Consider the following 15,174-nt stretch of genomic DNA (forward strand, 5'->3'; position numbering starts at 1 on the left):
ACGCTCGGCGCAGCGAGCCCAGCACATTGCAAACCGGCAAAAATAACGGCCCCCGGCCGGGACTAGCGATCCCGATCGAGGGCCTGACCACCTAGGAAACACCCTTCCCGATGGATACCCAGCACCGTAGCGCGCCCATGCGCGCCCAGTCCCGAGTTGTCGCCAAGAACCACCCGAACCGGCGGTCGGCGGACTGATCCACGACAACACCCGCCACTCCGCCCGCTTCACCGTGATCGGCAACCACCTGGCCCAGCACCCGGAGCTGTCCGGTCTCGCGATCGGGCTCGGCGTGCACATCCAGTCGTACCGAGCGATGCGGAAACTCGTCGAGTCCGTGGACGACACCATCCCGGGCAAATTCGAGATCACCAAGAAGGGGATCGTTCACGACATGACGGCGCCCGTCGGCCCGCATGAGCTGACCACTCTGCATCTGCGGAAGCGACTCGAGAAGGTCATGCCTGACGAGATCGTCGCCCACACCGAGGAGCCCGACGTCGAGGACGAGTCCGAGGGCATCCTGCGGCGTCCCGATGTGATGGTGATCGCCTGGACGGACATGGAGGTACCGGGTTCCTTCGACCCGCGCACCCTGATCGCCGCGATCGAAGTCGTCTCCCGCTCCAACCCGGACAACGACTGGGTCGGCAAGACGCGTGACTATCCGCTCCTCGGCATCCCCGTCTACGCGGTCTTCGACCCCCGCACCGGTACCGGCGCCGTCCTCACCGACATCCACTCCACCCCCGCCGGGCCGCGCTACGCGACCCGGAAGGACTTCGTCTACGGCGAGGACGTCACCATCGGCGGCTGGACCATCTCCTCGGAGAACCTGCCGCTCTACGGCGACTGATCCTCACCGGGCCCCGCTCAGGAGTGGCCCAGCTCCGCCGTCTCCTCGTCGCCCGCCTCCGGGACCGAACCGGAGTCACGGGCCGGGCGGAGCGGGAAGACGTCGATCCGGGTCTCGTCGACGACCGGCGGGGCCGGCTGCGGGGTCTTCGGCATGACGGCCGCCTCGGAGTGGGCGCCGCAGCCGTAGGACAGGGAGACCACCCGGCCGTCGGCCGGGGAGAACTCGTTCCCGCAGATGCCGAAGGCCTGGCCCAGCGAGCCGCCGATCGGGATGAGGAAGCCGCAGGTCATGCAGGTGGCGGGGGCCGCCTGAGCCATCGTGGTCTTGGGGCCGTAGGCCTCTTCCCAGCGGTCCGCGGCGACATGCAGGCCGTAGCGGGACAGGATCCGGGCGCGGCGCATGCCCAGCTCCTCCGCCACCGAGGCGATCGAGCCGCGGACGGGCGTCGTCGGCTGGACGGCCGGGGCGCCGGGAGTGACCTCCGCGTCCTCGGCCTCGGCCAGCTCCGCCATCTCACCGGACACGACCGAGTTCGGCGGGGGCTCCTCCTCGCCCGTGTAGCCGGGCTCCAGGCGCAGGTCCTCCTGGTCGGTGGGGAGCAGGTCGCCGGGGCCGAGGTCACCGGGGCGCAAGCGCTCGCTCCAGGGCACCCATTCGGGGGCGAGGAGGGCGTCCGGGCCGGGGAGCAGGACCACCTCGTCCAGGGTCACGATCTTGGCGCGGGAGGCGCGGGCGACCGTCGCGGCCCAGCGCCAGCCCCGGTAGCCCATTTCCTTACACTCGAAGAAGTGCGTGACAACACGGTCGCCCTCCGACACCATCCCGACGTGCTCGCCCACCACTCCGGGTGCGGCGGCCTCCTCGGCGGCGGCGCGGGCGAGGTCGACGGCCTCGGCGCACAGACGGTCGGGGGTGCGGCTTCGCGTTGTCGCTGCGCTCACAGGTATCGCTTCTCTCCTACGCCGTCTGCAATGAGTGCGGCTGCCTCCGGCGGTTGGCGGGACGGAGCGGACCTGGGGGCCGCATCGACGTCCGCATCCGATCGCGCTCGGGCGCACCTCTGCCATCCATTCTGCGTTATGGCTGAGATACGCACGCTACCCGGTCGCCGGTGGTCGGGGACAGTCCGCCGCTGCCCGGCGATGTTTCCCGAGCGGCCGCGCGTGCCGGTTGGCCGAGAACCGGCCCCGGCGGACGGTCCGGTTGGCCGAAAGCCGACCGGTCCCCGGGCAGGCGTCCGCCCCTGGGTGATCGGGTGGCGGGCCGGCCGTCGCCGGGTGGCCGGCCGACTCGCTTGGATTCAAACCGCACTATCGGGCGGGGTCTCGGGGCACTATGAACGACGTGGCAGCCACGGACAAGGGCAGCGTTCGGGGTGGCGGTTCGGGCCGGGTCGGCGGTGCCGTCCGCTCCGTCGGCCGCGCCCTGCACCTTCCCGTGACCGGGGCCGCGCGCGGCATCCGGAGGGTCACGCACGCGCACGGCGCGGGCGAGTCGGGGCTGGGCAAGCTGATCGAGCTGCACGCGGTGAACGGCGCCGGGGACGTCATGATCACGGTCGCGCTGGCGTCGACCGTGTTCTTCTCGGTGCCGACCGACGAGGCCCGCGGGCGTGTCGCGCTCTACCTCGCGATCACGATGGCGCCCTTCACCGTACTGGCGCCCGTGATCGGGCCCCTGCTGGACCGGCTGCCGCACGGGCGGCGGGCCGCGATGGCCGGGGCGATGCTGGCCCGGGCGCTGCTGGCGCTGATCATCTCGGGGGCGGTGGCGAACGGGAGCCTGGAGCTGTATCCCGCCGCGCTGGGGGTGCTGGTCGCCTCCAAGGCCTACGGAGTGGTCCGCAGCGCCGTCGTGCCCCGGCTGCTGCCACCGGCGTTCTCGCTGGTGAAGGCGAACTCCCGGGTCACCCTCGCCGGGCTGCTGGCCACCGGGGTGGCCGCGCCGATCGGGGCGGGGCTGCACGCCCTCGGTGATCCCTGGCCGCTGTACGGAGCGTTCGTGATCTTCGCCGCAGGGACGTTTCTGTCGTTCTCCCTGCCGCCCAAGGTCGACTCCGCCAAGGGCGAGGACGTGGCGCTGCTCGCGGCCGACGAGCAGCATCTGCACGGGGCGCAGCGCAAGCAGCAGACCAAGCGGCCGGGGCTGCGGACCGTGGGGCCCGCCGTCACGCACGCCCTGGCCGCCAACGCCGCGCTGCGCTGTCTGTCCGGCTTCCTGATCTTCTTCCTCGCCTTCCTGCTGCGCGAGCACCCGCTGACCGGGGAGAGCGCGGCGGTCTCGCTGGGGATAGTGGGGGTCGCGGCCGGTGCGGGCAACGCGCTCGGCACGGCGGTGGGCGCATGGCTGAAGTCGAAGGCGCCCGAGATCATCATCGTGACGGTCGTCGCGGTTGCGCTGGGCACGGCGATCGTGGCCGCCGTATTCTTCGGGGCCTTCCTCGTGGCCTGCCTGGCCGCCGTCGCCGGGTTCGCCCAGGCGCTGGCCAAGCTGTCGCTGGACGCGCTGATCCAGCGGGACGTGCCGGAGCAGGTGCGCACCTCGGCGTTCGCCCGGTCCGAGACCCTGCTGCAGATGGCGTGGGTGTTCGGCGGCGCGGTCGGCATCGTGATGCCGCTGAACGGCACCCTGGGCCTCGCGGTCGCCGCCGTGTTCGTGGCCGCCGGCTGGCTGAGCACGCTGCGCGGGCTGCTCGCCTCGGCCCGGCACGGCGGCCGGACCAGGGCGCGAGTGGCGTAACGAACCGGGCACGCCGCACCCCACGTGGGCGGACGGCTACAGGTGCCCGATAGCCTTCGGTCATGACCACGCTGCCCCGCGGCGAAGCCGCTGATGTAACACGTGCTGTGCGACGCCGCCGCGCCGTCGCCGCCGCCGGCGCCGTTACCGCCGGACTGCTCGTCCTTTCGGCCTGCGACAAGCCGACGCCCGTCGCGACCGTCACCGTAGGCCAGGACTCGGTCAGCTCGGAGGCGCTCTGCTACAACGACGGCAAGCCGCTGGACGCCAAGTCGATCGCCAAGTGCGCGAAGAACTCCAAGGACATCAAGTCCATCAAGGTGGGCCAGGACCAGGAGGTCCGCTTCGGCGTCGACCCGAAGATCGCGGACGCCGGCTGGACGATCCTGGTGAACGGCAACCCGTTCTCCGAGCCCAGCCACCTGACCACCCGCACCCTCCCGTACAACGCGTTCTTCAACCAGCAGTACGGCACCCAGGGCGACACCAACACCGTGTCCGTCCAGATGGGCAGCAACCCGCCCAAGGGGCTGTGGTCGTTCAAGGTGAAGAAGGCGAGCTGACCACGCCTTCCGCACGCTTCCTCGTCGCCACCGCCGTCCCGGCCGAACGGGACGCGGTGGCGCGTGCCTTCCCCGGCGAGACGACGGCGGTACCCCTGCCGGGCGCCGGACTCGTCCGGGTCCCGGGCGGGTGCGACCTGCTGGCCGCCGGCGTCGGACCGGCCCTCGCGGCCGCCTCCACGGCCGCCGCGCTCACCGCGGCCGCACTGGCCGGCACGCCGTACGACCTCGTCGTGTCCGCCGGGATCGGCGGGGGCTTCCTGCCCGCCGCGCCGCTCGGCTCGCTCGTCGTCGCCGACGCGATCACGGTGGCCGATCTGGGCGCCGAGACCGCCGACGGCTTCCTGCCGGTCACCGAGCTGGGTTTCGGAAGCGTCACCCACCGGCCGCCGGAATCACTCGTACGAGCAGTTTCCGAGGCCACCGGCGCATGCGTCGGCACCGTCCTGACCGTCTCCACCGTGACCGGCACCGCCGGCCGCGCCGCCGAGCTGCGCGAGCGTCACCCCCGGGCCCTCGCCGAGGGCATGGAGGGGTTCGGCGTCGCCGAGGCGGCCGCCGCGCACGGCGTGCCCGTGCTGGAGATCCGCGCGGTGTCCAACCCGGTCGGCCCGCGCGACCGCGCCGCCTGGCGCATCGGCGACGCCCTCGCCGCCCTCACCGAGGGCTTCGGGAAGCTCACGCCCGCACTGGAGAGTTGGAACCCACATGACCGCTGATCAGCTTCAGATCGCCTACTCGCCCTGCCCGAACGACACCTTCGTCTTCGACGCCCTCGCGCACGGCCGCGTCCCCGGCGCCCCCGCGCTGGACGTGACCTTCGCCGACATCGACATCACCAACGGCATGGCCGAGCGCGGCGAGTTCGACGTGCTGAAGGTGTCGTACGCGGTGCTGCCGTACGTCCTCGGCGAGTACGCGCTGCTGCCGTGCGGCGGGGCGCTGGGCCGGGGCTGCGGTCCGCTGGTGCTGACCCGCGAGGCGGGGGCGGAGCTCACCGGGGGCACTGTCGCGGTGCCGAGCGAGAAGTCCACCGCCTACCTGCTGTTCCGGCTGTGGGCCGCGGACACCCTGCCCGGCGGGGTCGGCGAGATCGTCGTCATGCCGTTCCACGAGATCATGCCGGCCGTGCGGGACGGCAAGGTCGACGCGGGGCTCGTCATCCACGAGGCGCGCTTCACCTACCAGAACTACGGGCTGCACAAGCTCGCCGACATGGGCGAGCACTGGGAGCGCACGACCGGGCTGCCGATCCCGCTGGGCGCGATCATCGCCAAGCGTTCGCTGGGCGAGGCGGCGCTCGGCCGGCTCGCCGATTCCGTGCGGGCCTCCGTACGGGCGGCCTGGGACGACCCGGAGGCGTCCAGGCCGTACGTCATGGCGCACGCCCAGGAGATGGACCCGGCCGTCGCCGACCAGCACATCGGGCTGTACGTGAACGAGTTCACCGCCGCTCTCGGCGACGACGGCTACGCCGCGGTCCGCGGGCTGCTCACCCGCGCGGCGGCCGAGGGGCTCGTGCCGCCCCTCGGTCCGGACGCGCTCGCCTTCCCGTAGGCCGCTGCCGGGCGGCCTACGGCCGGGGTCAGACGTCGAGCTGGTCGGCGACCGCGCGCAGCAGCCCGGCGATCTTCTTGCCGGAGGTCTTCTCCGGGTAGCGGCCCCGCTCCAGGCCCGGCGTGATGTTCTCGAGGAGGGTCGTCAGGTCCTGCACGATCGAGGCCAGCTCGTCGGGCTTCTTGCGCTGGGCCGCCGCGACCGAGGGCGCCGGGTCGAGCACGGTCACCGACAGTGCCTGGTCGCCGCGCTGCCCGGCGACGACCCCGAACTCCACCCGCTGTCCCGGCTTGAGCGCGTCGACTCCGGCGGGAAGTACCGAGGAATGGACGAAGACGTCACCGCCGTCGTCGCGGGAGAGAAAGCCGAAGCCCTTCTCGCTGTTGAACCACTTGACTTTGCCGGTGGGCACGTCTGTCCTCGTCCTCGTACTCGTCGGAAAATGCTCGGAAAGGGCTGCCGATAGCAGAGAGCGGGCCGACCGTGACCCGCCGCTACCAAGGCTAATGGTCTTCGGGCGGGTGACAAGACGTCCCCCGGTTGTTCTCTCGCGCTGGGAACTACCCTGGTCCGGTGCGTGACAAAACCCAACCGAATTCCGCCGGGCCCGGTGACGGACTGATCCGCGCCGGCGCCATCGTCTTCTTCGTCGGGGCCGTGGCCACCCTCGTCACGATGGCCCCGCTGCTGCTCGGCACGAAGCCTTTCCCGACGTTCATGTTCGGCCTGAGCATGCTCATGGCCGTCGGCTTCCTGATCGCCGGCGCGGGAATACTGCGTTCCGTCGCCGCCGGACGGCGTCAGGCCAGGGAGGCCGCCCCGGGCGCCTCGCGGTAGCCGGCCAGCCAGGCCGGGAACGCGCCGAGGTCGTCCAGCACCACGTCCGCACCGGCGGCGCGCAGTTCGTCGCCGGCGCAGGGGCCGGTGGCCACGGCCACCGACAGGGCGCCCGCCGTACGGGCGCCGCGGACGTCACCCACATGGTCGCCGACGTACACCCCCGCACCGTACTCGCGCAGCGCCAGCGCCTTCTGCTCGGCCCACAGGTCCCCGACCACCACGTCCGGTTCCAGACCCAGGTGGGCGAGGTGCAGCTTGGCGTTCGGCTCGTACTTCGCCGTGACCACCATGGTCCGCCCGCCGGCCGCCCGCACCGCCTCCATCGCCTGCCTGGCCCCGGCCATGGCGGGCGTCGCGGCGATCGCGGTCGCCGGGTACATCTCCCGGTACAGATCGGCCATCGCCGGGACCTGCTCCGCGGGGAACCAGTTGATCAGCTCGTCCGCGAGGGGCGGGCCCAGCCGGGTGACCGCGAGGTCGGCGTCGATGTACGTGCCCGTCCGCTCCGACAGCGCGAGGTAGCAGGCTCGGATGCCGGGGCGGGAGTCGATGAGGGTCATGTCCAGGTCGAAGCCGACGGTGAGGGTCATGGGGGTCATTGTGCCTGGGGGGGGCGGTGCGCCTTTGAGCGCGGGCGGGTTTCGTGGTCGGGTGCGGGTGGCCCCGGTGGGGGGCGTTCGCCGTCGGCGGGTGCGGGCGGTCGGCCAGGGGGCGGTGAGAGCGGGGGCGGGGTCAGCGGGAGCGCTGGGAGCGCCAGACCAGGTAGAGGGCCGAGGCCACCGCGGCGCCCCGGACCACCCAGGGCCAGGTCTGGGTGAGGGCCTCGTTCATGTGGCCCCGGGCGATGGGGTCGCCCCAGCGGCCGGTGTTCCTGCCCCACAGCCAGACAAGGCCCGCCGCCACCGCCGAGCCGGGCAGGACGAGTACCGCCCACTTGGTCTCGGCCGGGGTCAGGCGCCGGGAGCCGTAGGCGATCAGCCAGCCGAGGAGCAGCGCGAACCAGTTCCCGAGTACGGCTCCCGCGACCAGCGCGGCGGCGGCCAGCAGCAGGAGCGGGTTGGTCCAGCCGGCGGCCGGGCGGGGCAGCGGCAGGAAGAGGCGCCGGCGCGTGGGAGCCGTGGCCCGCTCTGCCTGCTCCGTCGCCTCCGCCGGGTCCTCGGGAGCGGGGCGTTCCGCCTCCTCGGGGTCCTTCGGGGGGCGTTTGAGCAGGTCGGGGATCTCCACACCGCCCACGAAGCCCGGCACCGCGTCACCGGCCGGCATCCCGAACGGGCCGTCCTCCACCCGCCACCAGTCGGGACGGGCCGCGCTGTCCCCGAGTTCGTGCGCGGCCGCCAGGTGCGGCGGCGAGGCGCCCGCGCGCGGGGCGGGCGGCTCCGGCTCGGCGGGGCGCGGACGCGGTACGACCCGGCGCAGCCCCTTGGGCCGTGCCTCCGGCTCCGGCTCGGTCTCCCGCTGCACGGGGACGGCGGCGGGCGGCGGCTGCGGGGCCGCCGCCGCGCCGCCCGCGGCCTCGACCACCTCGTCCGGCGTGCCGAGCCGGTCCAGGATGCGGCGCACGGCGGCCGGGCTGTCCACGGCCGTCCTGGCGCGGTGCCGGTCGATCTCGTCACGCAGTCGTGACACCAGCCGCATCCGGGTGGACGACGGCAACTGCCGTTGCTGAGCGACGTCCCCGACGCGGCTCAGATACTCGTAGACGACCTGATCGCTCTCGATCCCCACGGAACCCCTCCGGGGCGCGCCGATGAAACCCCTTGCCGATGTGACCCGTTGAGGACGGTAGCGCAGACCGGCGCCGAACAGCCGCCCGGCGTTCGGCACGGCACCCGCTAACGTGGGTCAGATGAGCCCCGAGGCCAACTCAGCCCCCCGGTCCCTCGCCGAATCGCTCCGCATGAGGGACGACGCCTCGCTGGCCGCGCTGCTGCGCAGCCGCCCCGACCTCATCACCCCCGTGCCCACCGATCTCACCCAGCTCGCCACCCGCGCCGGCACCCGCGCCTCGGTGCTGCGGGCGCTGGAACGGCTGGACCGGTTCGCCCTGCAGACGGCGGAGGCGCTCGCGGTGGCTCCGGACCCGGCGTCGTACGGCACGCTGCACGGTCTGATGGCCGGCGACACGGGGGACCCGGCCGTCGCCGCCGCGCTGCCCCGCGCCGTCGCCACCCTGCGCGAACGGGCGCTGGTGTGGGGCGACGAGGACCGGCTGCGGCTGGTGCGCACCGCGCAGGAACTGCTCGCGCCCTCCGCGCAGCACCCCTCCCCCACCGGTCTCGGCCCGAGTGTGCAGGAGGCCACGTCGGGCATGTCGCCGGGGCGGATCCAGGAGATCGTCGCGTGCGCCGGTCTGCCCTCCACGCACGACTCGGTCTCCGCGGTGGCCGCGCTGACCGCCCTGTTCACGGACCGCAGGAAGATGGCCAAGCTGCTCTCCCAGGCCCCGGAAGCCTCTCGCGAGGTGCTGTCCCGGCTGGTGTGGGGGCCGCCGTACGGGCAGGTCACGCCGGATCCGGCGGCCCATCTGCGCTGGCTGCTCGACCGCGGTCTGCTGCTGCCGACCGCGCCGGGCACGGTGGTGCTGCCCCGTGAGGTGGCGCTGCACCTGCGCGAGGGCCGCGCCCACCGCGAGCCCGAGCCGCGGCCGCCCGCCGTGGAGCCCGCCTCCACGCACGGTGCGCAGGTGGTGGACGCCACCGCGGCCGGGCAGGCGTACACCGCGCTGGCCACCGTCGAGGAGCTGCTGAAGGACTGGGACGAGGGCGGCCCCGCGGTGCTGCGGGCCGGCGGTCTGAGCGTGCGGGACCTGAAGCGGACCGCCGTCGCCCTCGACGTGTCCGAACCGGTCGCCGCCTTCTGGGTCGAGCTGGCCTACGCGGCCGGCCTGCTCGCCTCCGACGGCGAGGCCGACGAGCGGTACGCGGCCACGCCCGCCCACGACGAGTGGCTGGAGCTGCCGCCGGCCGAGCGCTGGGCCCGGCTGGCCCAGGCCTGGCTAACGGCGACCCGGACACCGGGTCTGATCGGCGGACGGGACGCCAAGGACCGTACGTTGTCCGCGCTCGGGCCGGGGCTCGACCGGTCCGCGGCGCCCGAGGTACGGCGCCGGGTGCTGACCCTGCTGGCCCAGCTCCCGGCGGGCGCGGCGCCGGCCGCCGACGCGGTCCTGGCCCGGCTGCGCTGGGAGCGGCCGCTGCGCGGTCCCCGGCCGGACGGGGAGGAGGACCTGCGCTCCCGGCTCGCCCGCTGGACCCTGGCGGAGGCGGAACTGCTCGGCGTCACCGGGCGGGGTGCGCTGTCCGCGCACGGCCGGGCGCTGCTGGGCGGGGCCGCGGCCGAACAGACGGCGGGCGGGAGGCAGTCCGCCGGTCCCGGCGACAAGCTGCCCGTGCACCACCGCCCGGCCGCACCGGCCGAGCCGCCGACCGCCGCCGAGCAGGCCGTCGCCGCCGGCGCCGCCGCCCGGCTGCTCGCGCCGCTGCTGCCCGAGCCCCTGGACCACGTACTGCTGCAGGCCGACCTGACGGCGGTGGCCCCGGGCCCGCTGCGGCGGCCGCTCGCCGAGACGCTCGGGGTCCTCGCGGACGTCGAGTCCAAGGGCGGGGCGACCGTCTACCGCTTCACGCCCGCCTCGGTGCGCCGTGCGCTGGACGCCGGGCGGACCGCGGCCGACCTGCACGCCTTCCTCACCGCGCACTCCCGTACGCCGGTCCCGCAGCCACTGGCCTACCTCATCGACGACGTGGCCCGCAGGCACGGCCACCTGCGGGTCGGCGCGGCCTCCGCGTACGTGCGCTGCGACGACGACGCCCTGCTGAACGAGATCCTCGCCGACAAGCGGTCGGCCGCGCTGCGGCTGCGCCGGCTGGCGCCGACCGTCCTCGCCACCCAGGCGGACCCGGCGGCCCTGCTGGAGGGCCTGCGCGCGATGGGCTACGCGCCGGCGGCCGAGTCCGCCGAGGGGGACGTGCTCATCGCCCGCGCCCATGCCCACCGCACTCCGCCGCGCACCGCGCCCGAGCCGGTGCCGGACGGCCCGCCGCCGCCCGACGCCACGCTGCTCTCGGCGGCGATCCGGGCCATCCGGGCCGGTGACCTGGCCGCCACCGCGCCGCGCAAGGCCACCGGCACCGCTCCGGCCCGGGGCGAGCTGCCGCGCACCGGTCCCGCCGAGACCCTGGCCACCGTGCAGGCCGCCGTGCTGACCGGCGAGGCGCTGTGGATCGGCTACGTCAACGCCGAAGGCAGCGCCAGCCAGCGGGTGATCGCCCCGATCCGGGTCGAGGGCGGCTTCGTCACGGCGTACGACCACACGGCCGACGAGGTGCGGACGTATCCGCTGCACCGCATCACGGGGGTCGCCGAGCTGGAGGAGTGACCCGGGGCACGCCCCGCAGTCCGGGGCACGCCCCGCAGTCCGGTCAGCGGTCCTGGACCGCGGGTCCACGGGCGGCCCGGCCGGGAGCGAGACCGGTGCCGACGGCGACGCGGGGCGCGCCGGTCCGCGAGCCGGCCGACGGCCCCGCGCGAGAGCGCTCGCGGGCGGACGGGCCACCGAAACGCCGGAGAGCGTCCGGTCGCCGAAACCGGCGCCTGTGCGCCTGTGCGCCTGCCGAAGCCGACGCCCGACGCGTGTCGGCCCCTGAGCCCCGGCCGGTGACCCCGCACGGAGCGCCCGCGGGCGGGACCTCGGAAACGCTGGGCGTCCGCGGGCAGCCCGGCCCGGAGTGACGCCGGGGCCCGCGCCGGCGCCCGTGTGCGGGGCCAAGCCGGTGGGCGTCGGGCCGGGAGCCGCTCAGCAGCCCCGGACCGGCGCGTTCACGGGCAGGTCGAAGTGGTCGCGGGCGGTGGCCTCAAGGGCGCCGGCCGGCATCGAGTCGCCGGGGTCCGCCCGGTGGCCGAAGTTGGCGTCCACCCACTGCCCGTACCCCGCGCCGTCCGGCGGCCGCAGTGCCGACACCACGCGGTAGCCGCCCGGCGCGCCCGTGTCCCGGCGCAGCCGCAGCACCTGCGGGCCCTGGGCGCCGCCGCACTCCAGCAGCGCGCCCGCCCGCACCCCGTACTCCAGGCACAGCGTGCTCACGCCCGCCCGCACCAGGCCGTCGTGCTCGTCGAGGTCCCGCGCCTGCGCCCGGCAGAACCACCGCGCCCGCAGACCGGGCACCGCCTCCCCGTACCCGCCGCCCCGGGAATCGGCCACCAGCCGGGCCTCGATGACCGGCCGCACCTCGCGCCACAGCCGTCCGTCGGCGCCCGTCCGCCCCTGCATGCCGTCGCCGCCCTGCCCCATCGCCCACACCCCGGTCGCCACCAGTACCCCCGTGGCCGCCAGACCGGTCCCCCACCTGCCCACCGACATAGCCCCGACCTCCCTCACCGGGCCGCGCCCCGCGCCGGACCCGCAGGTGAAGACCGGCGGCGGGCGCCGAGGGTTGCGGTGGCCACGCCGCGATCACCCGTTGGTAGGGCACACTGGACGTTTGGCCGTGCGGAAGGGAAGTGCGTAGGTGAACGGACCGCTTATCGTCCAGTCGGACAAAACCCTGCTCCTGGAAGTCGACCACGAGCGGGCCGACGACTGCCGTCGGGCCATCGCGCCCTTCGCCGAGCTGGAGCGGGCCCCCGAGCACATCCACACCTACCGGGTCACCCCGCTCGGGCTGTGGAACGCGCGCGCGGCGGGGCACGACGCCGAGCAGGTCGTGGACGCGCTGGTGCAGTACAGCCGCTACCCGGTGCCGCACGCGCTGCTCGTGGACATCGCCGAGACGATGGACCGGTACGGCCGTCTCACCCTCTCCAAGCACCCCGCGCACGGACTCGTGCTCACCACCACCGACCGCCCGGTGCTGGAGGAGGTGCTGAAGTCCAAGCGGATCATCCCGCTGGTCGGCGCCCGCATCGATCCGGACACCGTCATCGTGCACCCCTCCGAGCGCGGGCAGATCAAGCAGACGCTGCTGAAGCTGGGCTGGCCGGCCGAGGACCTCGCCGGGTACGTGGACGGCGAGGCGCACCCGATCGACCTGCTGGAGGACGGCTGGGCGCTGCGCCCGTACCAGAAGCAGGCCGTGGAGAACTTCTGGCACGGCGGCAGCGGTGTCGTCGTGCTGCCCTGCGGCGCCGGGAAGACGCTGGTCGGCGCCGGGTCGATGGCCCAGGCGAAGTCCACCACCCTGATCCTGGTGACCAACACCGTCTCCGCCCGGCAGTGGAAGCACGAGCTGGTGAAGCGGACCTCGCTGACCGAGGACGAGATCGGCGAGTACAGCGGGACCAGGAAGGAGATCCGCCCGGTCACCATCGCCACCTACCAGGTGCTGACGACCCGGCGGAAGGGCGTCTACCCGCACCTGGAGCTCTTCGACTCCCGTGACTGGGGGCTCATCGTCTACGACGAGGTGCACCTGCTGCCCGCGCCCGTCTTCAAGTTCACCGCCGATCTCCAGGCGCGGCGGCGGCTGGGGCTCACCGCCACCCTGGTGCGCGAGGACGGGCGCGAGTCGGACGTGTTCTCGCTCATCGGGCCCAAGCGGTTCGACGCGCCCTGGAAGGAGATCGAGGCGCAGGGCTACATCGCACCGGCCGACTGCGTCGAGGTCAGGGTCAACCTGACCGACTCCGAGCGGCTGGCGTACGCGACCGCCGAGACGGAGGAGAAGTACCGCTTCTGCGCCACCACCGCGACCAAGCGGAAGGTCACGGAGGCGATCGTGCGCCGGTTCGCCGGGCAGCAGATCCTCGTCATCGGCCAGTACATCGACCAGCTCGACGAGCTGGGCGAGCACCTGGGCGCCCCGGTCATCAAGGGCGAGACCTCCAACGCCCAGCGCGAGAAGCTCTTCGACGCCTTCCGCGAGGGCGAGATCAGCGTGCTGGTCGTCTCCAAGGTCGCCAACTTCTCCATCGACCTGCCCGAGGCCACGGTCGCCGTCCAGGTGTCCGGCACCTTCGGCTCCCGCCAGGAGGAGGCCCAGCGGCTCGGCCGGGTGCTGCGCCCCAAGGCCGACGGCCACCAGGCCCACTTCTACTCGGTCGTCGCCCGCGACACCATCGACCAGGACTTCTCCGCCCACCGCCAGCGGTTCCTGGCGGAACAGGGCTACTCCTACCGGATCGTGGACGCCGACGAGATCCTGGCCGAGGGCACCGGCTGAGCCACGGTGAACGCCGCGCCCGCCAGCAGCGCGAGCCCCAGCAGCGGGTAGGGCGAGGCCAGCGGCTGCTGCCACCAGGACAGGCGCAGGTCGTCGTCGCCCTGGTGGGGCACCAGCCACAGCGTGCGGGCGGTGAACACGGCCGCCGTCGCGCCCGCGATCAGGGCGTGGCCGTCGGCCAGCAGCACCGCGAGCAGCGGCACGCACCACACCCAGTGGTGGGACCAGCTGATCGGCGAGATCAGCAGGGCCGTGAGCGCGGCCAGCAGGACGCCGTGGCGGTCCTGCCGGGCGCGGGCCGCCAGGTACAGGCCGGCCGCGCCCACGGCCGCCGCCGGGAGGATCCAGCCGGGCCCCGGCGCCGGATCGTGCAGCGCGCGGGCGATCAGCCCCTGCAGGGACTGGTTGTCCACGATCCACGCCTTGCCCACCCGGCCGGTCTCGTACAGCCGCCGCGTCCAGTACTCGGCGCTCGCCGCGGGGAGCAGCAGGACGCCGAGGAGGACGGTGGCGGTGAAGGCCGCCGCCGCCGTGGCCGCCTCGCGCATGCGGCCCCTCAGCAGCAGGTAGGCGATGAAGATCGCCGGGGTGAGTTTGACGCCGGTCGCCAGACCGAGGGCCAGGCCCTTTCCCCGGGCGCCCGGGGGGCGGGTCAGGTCCCACAGGACCAGGCAGGTGACGGCGAGGTTGATCTGGCCGAAGAGGACGGTCTGGAAGACCGGTTCGAGCCAGAGGGCCAGGGCGGTGGCCGTGCAGAGGAGTGGCGGAGGCAGGGGCGGAGGGTGGGAGGCGAGTCGGGCGGAGAGAGTGACCAGCCCGGCGAGCAGGAGCGCGTTGCCCGCGAGGAACGCCGCCTTCAGGACGGGGGCCGCGATCCAGGCCGCAGGGGTGAACAGGGTCGCCGCGAAGGGCGGGTAGGTCGCCGGAAGCCGCCAGTGGGTGACCGTGAAGCCGTACAGGTCGCCGCCGTGCAGGGCCGCGGCGCCCTCGGCCCGGTAGACCAGCACATCGGCCATAGGGGCCCGCTGCAGCAGGCACAGGGCGGCGAAGGAGCAGAGGGAGACCGCCAGGAGAAGCGGCGGGAGGAGTGAGGGGATACCAGGTGGCAGGGCAAGGAGGGGCTTCACCGTCCGTTTCCGCACGGAGGTGACCCTATGCCGTCACTTGCGGCGTATGCCCGCCTCCTCGCCGTACTCGCCGAGGATCACGACTTCGAACGCGGCCTCCGCGAACACCTTCACGGCGCGCAGGACGTTGCCGAGGGGGTGGTGATGGGGGCCGTCCAAGGCCGTGGCGCCGGACGGCGGCCGGATCGGGGCTGGAGAGATGGTCGCTGCACTCATGTCTCCATGGTGGAACGCGGGGCGCGTGTCCGGAATCGGCCTCGGGGTCCAATTCCAGCAAGCCGCGCGTAGCCCTCGGGGTGGAGCGCACCCCTACAACAGGTCGATCTCTTCCC

15 protein-coding genes are annotated in these 15,174 nt (G+C 73.9%); 8 read left to right on the plus strand and 7 right to left on the minus strand.

The genetic code is table 11. From position 1 onward, the window contains the following. Positions 1-316 precede the first annotated feature (316 nt). Positions 317-856, plus strand: coding sequence for a Uma2 family endonuclease (locus ACFQ9Z_RS28905; protein WP_383025681.1), 540 nt, complete (start codon positions 317-319; stop codon positions 854-856). 17 nt (positions 857-873) lie between these two features. Here the strand turns inward: ACFQ9Z_RS28905 and ACFQ9Z_RS28910 are convergent, their stop codons facing one another. Further along, complete coding sequence (locus ACFQ9Z_RS28910) at positions 874-1,800, minus strand: DUF3027 domain-containing protein (protein ID WP_383025174.1); 927 nt, start codon at positions 1,798-1,800, stop codon at positions 874-876. A 394-nt stretch (positions 1,801-2,194) separates the two neighbouring features. Between ACFQ9Z_RS28910 and ACFQ9Z_RS28915 the strand changes: the two genes are divergently transcribed. From ACFQ9Z_RS28915 to ACFQ9Z_RS28930, 4 genes are all read left to right on the plus strand, one after another. Then, positions 2,195-3,598 carry an MFS transporter gene (locus ACFQ9Z_RS28915; RefSeq protein ID WP_383025177.1) on the plus strand — a complete coding sequence of 468 codons (1,404 nt, stop codon included), beginning with the start codon at positions 2,195-2,197 and terminating at the stop codon, positions 3,596-3,598. 62 nt (positions 3,599-3,660) lie between these two features. Beyond that, entirely contained in the window at positions 3,661-4,161 is a 501-nt protein-coding gene (locus ACFQ9Z_RS28920) for a DUF2771 domain-containing protein (RefSeq protein ID WP_383025180.1), read from the plus strand. After that, on the plus strand, positions 4,131-4,880 hold the full coding sequence (locus ACFQ9Z_RS28925; RefSeq protein WP_383025183.1) for a futalosine hydrolase: 750 nt from the start codon (positions 4,131-4,133) through the stop codon (positions 4,878-4,880). The genes ACFQ9Z_RS28920 and ACFQ9Z_RS28925 overlap by 31 nt, the downstream gene beginning before the upstream one ends. After that, positions 4,870-5,718 (plus strand): 1,4-dihydroxy-6-naphthoate synthase, encoded by an 849-nt coding sequence (locus ACFQ9Z_RS28930; protein ID WP_383025186.1) that lies wholly within the window; start codon positions 4,870-4,872, stop codon positions 5,716-5,718. The genes ACFQ9Z_RS28925 and ACFQ9Z_RS28930 overlap by 11 nt, the downstream gene beginning before the upstream one ends. 28 nt (positions 5,719-5,746) lie before the next feature. Here the strand turns inward: ACFQ9Z_RS28930 and ACFQ9Z_RS28935 are convergent, their stop codons facing one another. After that, positions 5,747-6,130, minus strand: coding sequence for a cold-shock protein (locus ACFQ9Z_RS28935; RefSeq protein ID WP_143630994.1), 384 nt, complete (start codon positions 6,128-6,130; stop codon positions 5,747-5,749). A 161-nt stretch (positions 6,131-6,291) separates the two neighbouring features. On the opposite strand from ACFQ9Z_RS28935, the gene ACFQ9Z_RS28940 reads away from it, so the two are divergent. After that, positions 6,292-6,555: a hypothetical protein gene (locus ACFQ9Z_RS28940; protein ID WP_143630993.1), complete on the plus strand. Its 264-nt coding sequence runs from the start codon at positions 6,292-6,294 to the stop codon at positions 6,553-6,555. Here the strand turns inward: ACFQ9Z_RS28940 and ACFQ9Z_RS28945 are convergent. Further along, positions 6,519-7,148 (minus strand): HAD family hydrolase, encoded by a 630-nt coding sequence (locus ACFQ9Z_RS28945; RefSeq protein ID WP_383025192.1) that lies wholly within the window; start codon positions 7,146-7,148, stop codon positions 6,519-6,521. The genes ACFQ9Z_RS28940 and ACFQ9Z_RS28945 overlap by 37 nt on opposite strands. 142 nt (positions 7,149-7,290) lie before the next feature. Beyond that, positions 7,291-8,283, minus strand: coding sequence for a hypothetical protein (locus tag ACFQ9Z_RS28950; RefSeq protein WP_383025195.1), 993 nt, complete (start codon positions 8,281-8,283; stop codon positions 7,291-7,293). A gap of 121 nt (positions 8,284-8,404) precedes the next feature. On the opposite strand from ACFQ9Z_RS28950, the gene ACFQ9Z_RS28955 reads away from it, so the two are divergent. After that, complete coding sequence (locus tag ACFQ9Z_RS28955) at positions 8,405-10,936, plus strand: helicase-associated domain-containing protein (protein WP_383025198.1); 2,532 nt, start codon at positions 8,405-8,407, stop codon at positions 10,934-10,936. Between the two features lie 417 nt (positions 10,937-11,353). Here the strand turns inward: ACFQ9Z_RS28955 and ACFQ9Z_RS28960 are convergent, their stop codons facing one another. Further along, entirely contained in the window at positions 11,354-11,917 is a 564-nt protein-coding gene (locus ACFQ9Z_RS28960; protein ID WP_383025202.1) for a hypothetical protein, read from the minus strand. 148 nt (positions 11,918-12,065) lie between these two features. Here ACFQ9Z_RS28960 and ACFQ9Z_RS28965 point away from each other — a divergent pair, with 148 nt between their 5' ends. Next, on the plus strand, positions 12,066-13,715 hold the full coding sequence (locus ACFQ9Z_RS28965; protein ID WP_383025209.1) for a DNA repair helicase XPB: 1,650 nt from the start codon (positions 12,066-12,068) through the stop codon (positions 13,713-13,715). Here the strand turns inward: ACFQ9Z_RS28965 and ACFQ9Z_RS28970 are convergent. Continuing rightward, entirely contained in the window at positions 13,667-14,731 is a 1,065-nt protein-coding gene (locus ACFQ9Z_RS28970; RefSeq protein WP_383025214.1) for a glycosyltransferase 87 family protein, read from the minus strand. The genes ACFQ9Z_RS28965 and ACFQ9Z_RS28970 overlap by 49 nt on opposite strands. 144 nt (positions 14,732-14,875) lie before the next feature. Next, positions 14,876-15,058 carry a hypothetical protein gene (locus ACFQ9Z_RS28975; RefSeq protein WP_383025217.1) on the minus strand — a complete coding sequence of 61 codons (183 nt, stop codon included), beginning with the start codon at positions 15,056-15,058 and terminating at the stop codon, positions 14,876-14,878. Positions 15,059-15,174 lie beyond the last annotated feature (116 nt).

Origin of the sequence: Streptomyces sp. NPDC056580 (assembly GCF_042793175.1) — a bacterium.
Lineage (GTDB): Bacteria > Actinomycetota > Actinomycetes > Streptomycetales > Streptomycetaceae > Streptomyces.

Bases quoted from the DNA above. Each gene is read 5' to 3' on its own strand.
- ACFQ9Z_RS28905 (WP_383025681.1), top strand. From the start codon at position 317: ATGCGGAAACTCGTCGAGTCCGTGGACGACACCATCCCGGGCAAATTC.
- ACFQ9Z_RS28915 (WP_383025177.1), top strand. From the start codon at position 2,195: ATGAACGACGTGGCAGCCACGGACAAGGGCAGCGTTCGGGGTGGCGGT.
- ACFQ9Z_RS28920 (WP_383025180.1), top strand. From the start codon at position 3,661: ATGACCACGCTGCCCCGCGGCGAAGCCGCTGATGTAACACGTGCTGTG.
- ACFQ9Z_RS28930 (WP_383025186.1), top strand. From the start codon at position 4,870: ATGACCGCTGATCAGCTTCAGATCGCCTACTCGCCCTGCCCGAACGAC.
- ACFQ9Z_RS28945 (WP_383025192.1), bottom strand. From the start codon at position 7,148: ATGACCCTCACCGTCGGCTTCGACCTGGACATGACCCTCATCGACTCC.
- ACFQ9Z_RS28955 (WP_383025198.1), top strand. From the start codon at position 8,405: ATGAGCCCCGAGGCCAACTCAGCCCCCCGGTCCCTCGCCGAATCGCTC.
- ACFQ9Z_RS28960 (WP_383025202.1), bottom strand. From the start codon at position 11,917: ATGTCGGTGGGCAGGTGGGGGACCGGTCTGGCGGCCACGGGGGTACTG.
- ACFQ9Z_RS28970 (WP_383025214.1), bottom strand. From the start codon at position 14,731: ATGGCCGATGTGCTGGTCTACCGGGCCGAGGGCGCCGCGGCCCTGCAC.
- ACFQ9Z_RS28975 (WP_383025217.1), bottom strand. From the start codon at position 15,058: ATGAGTGCAGCGACCATCTCTCCAGCCCCGATCCGGCCGCCGTCCGGC.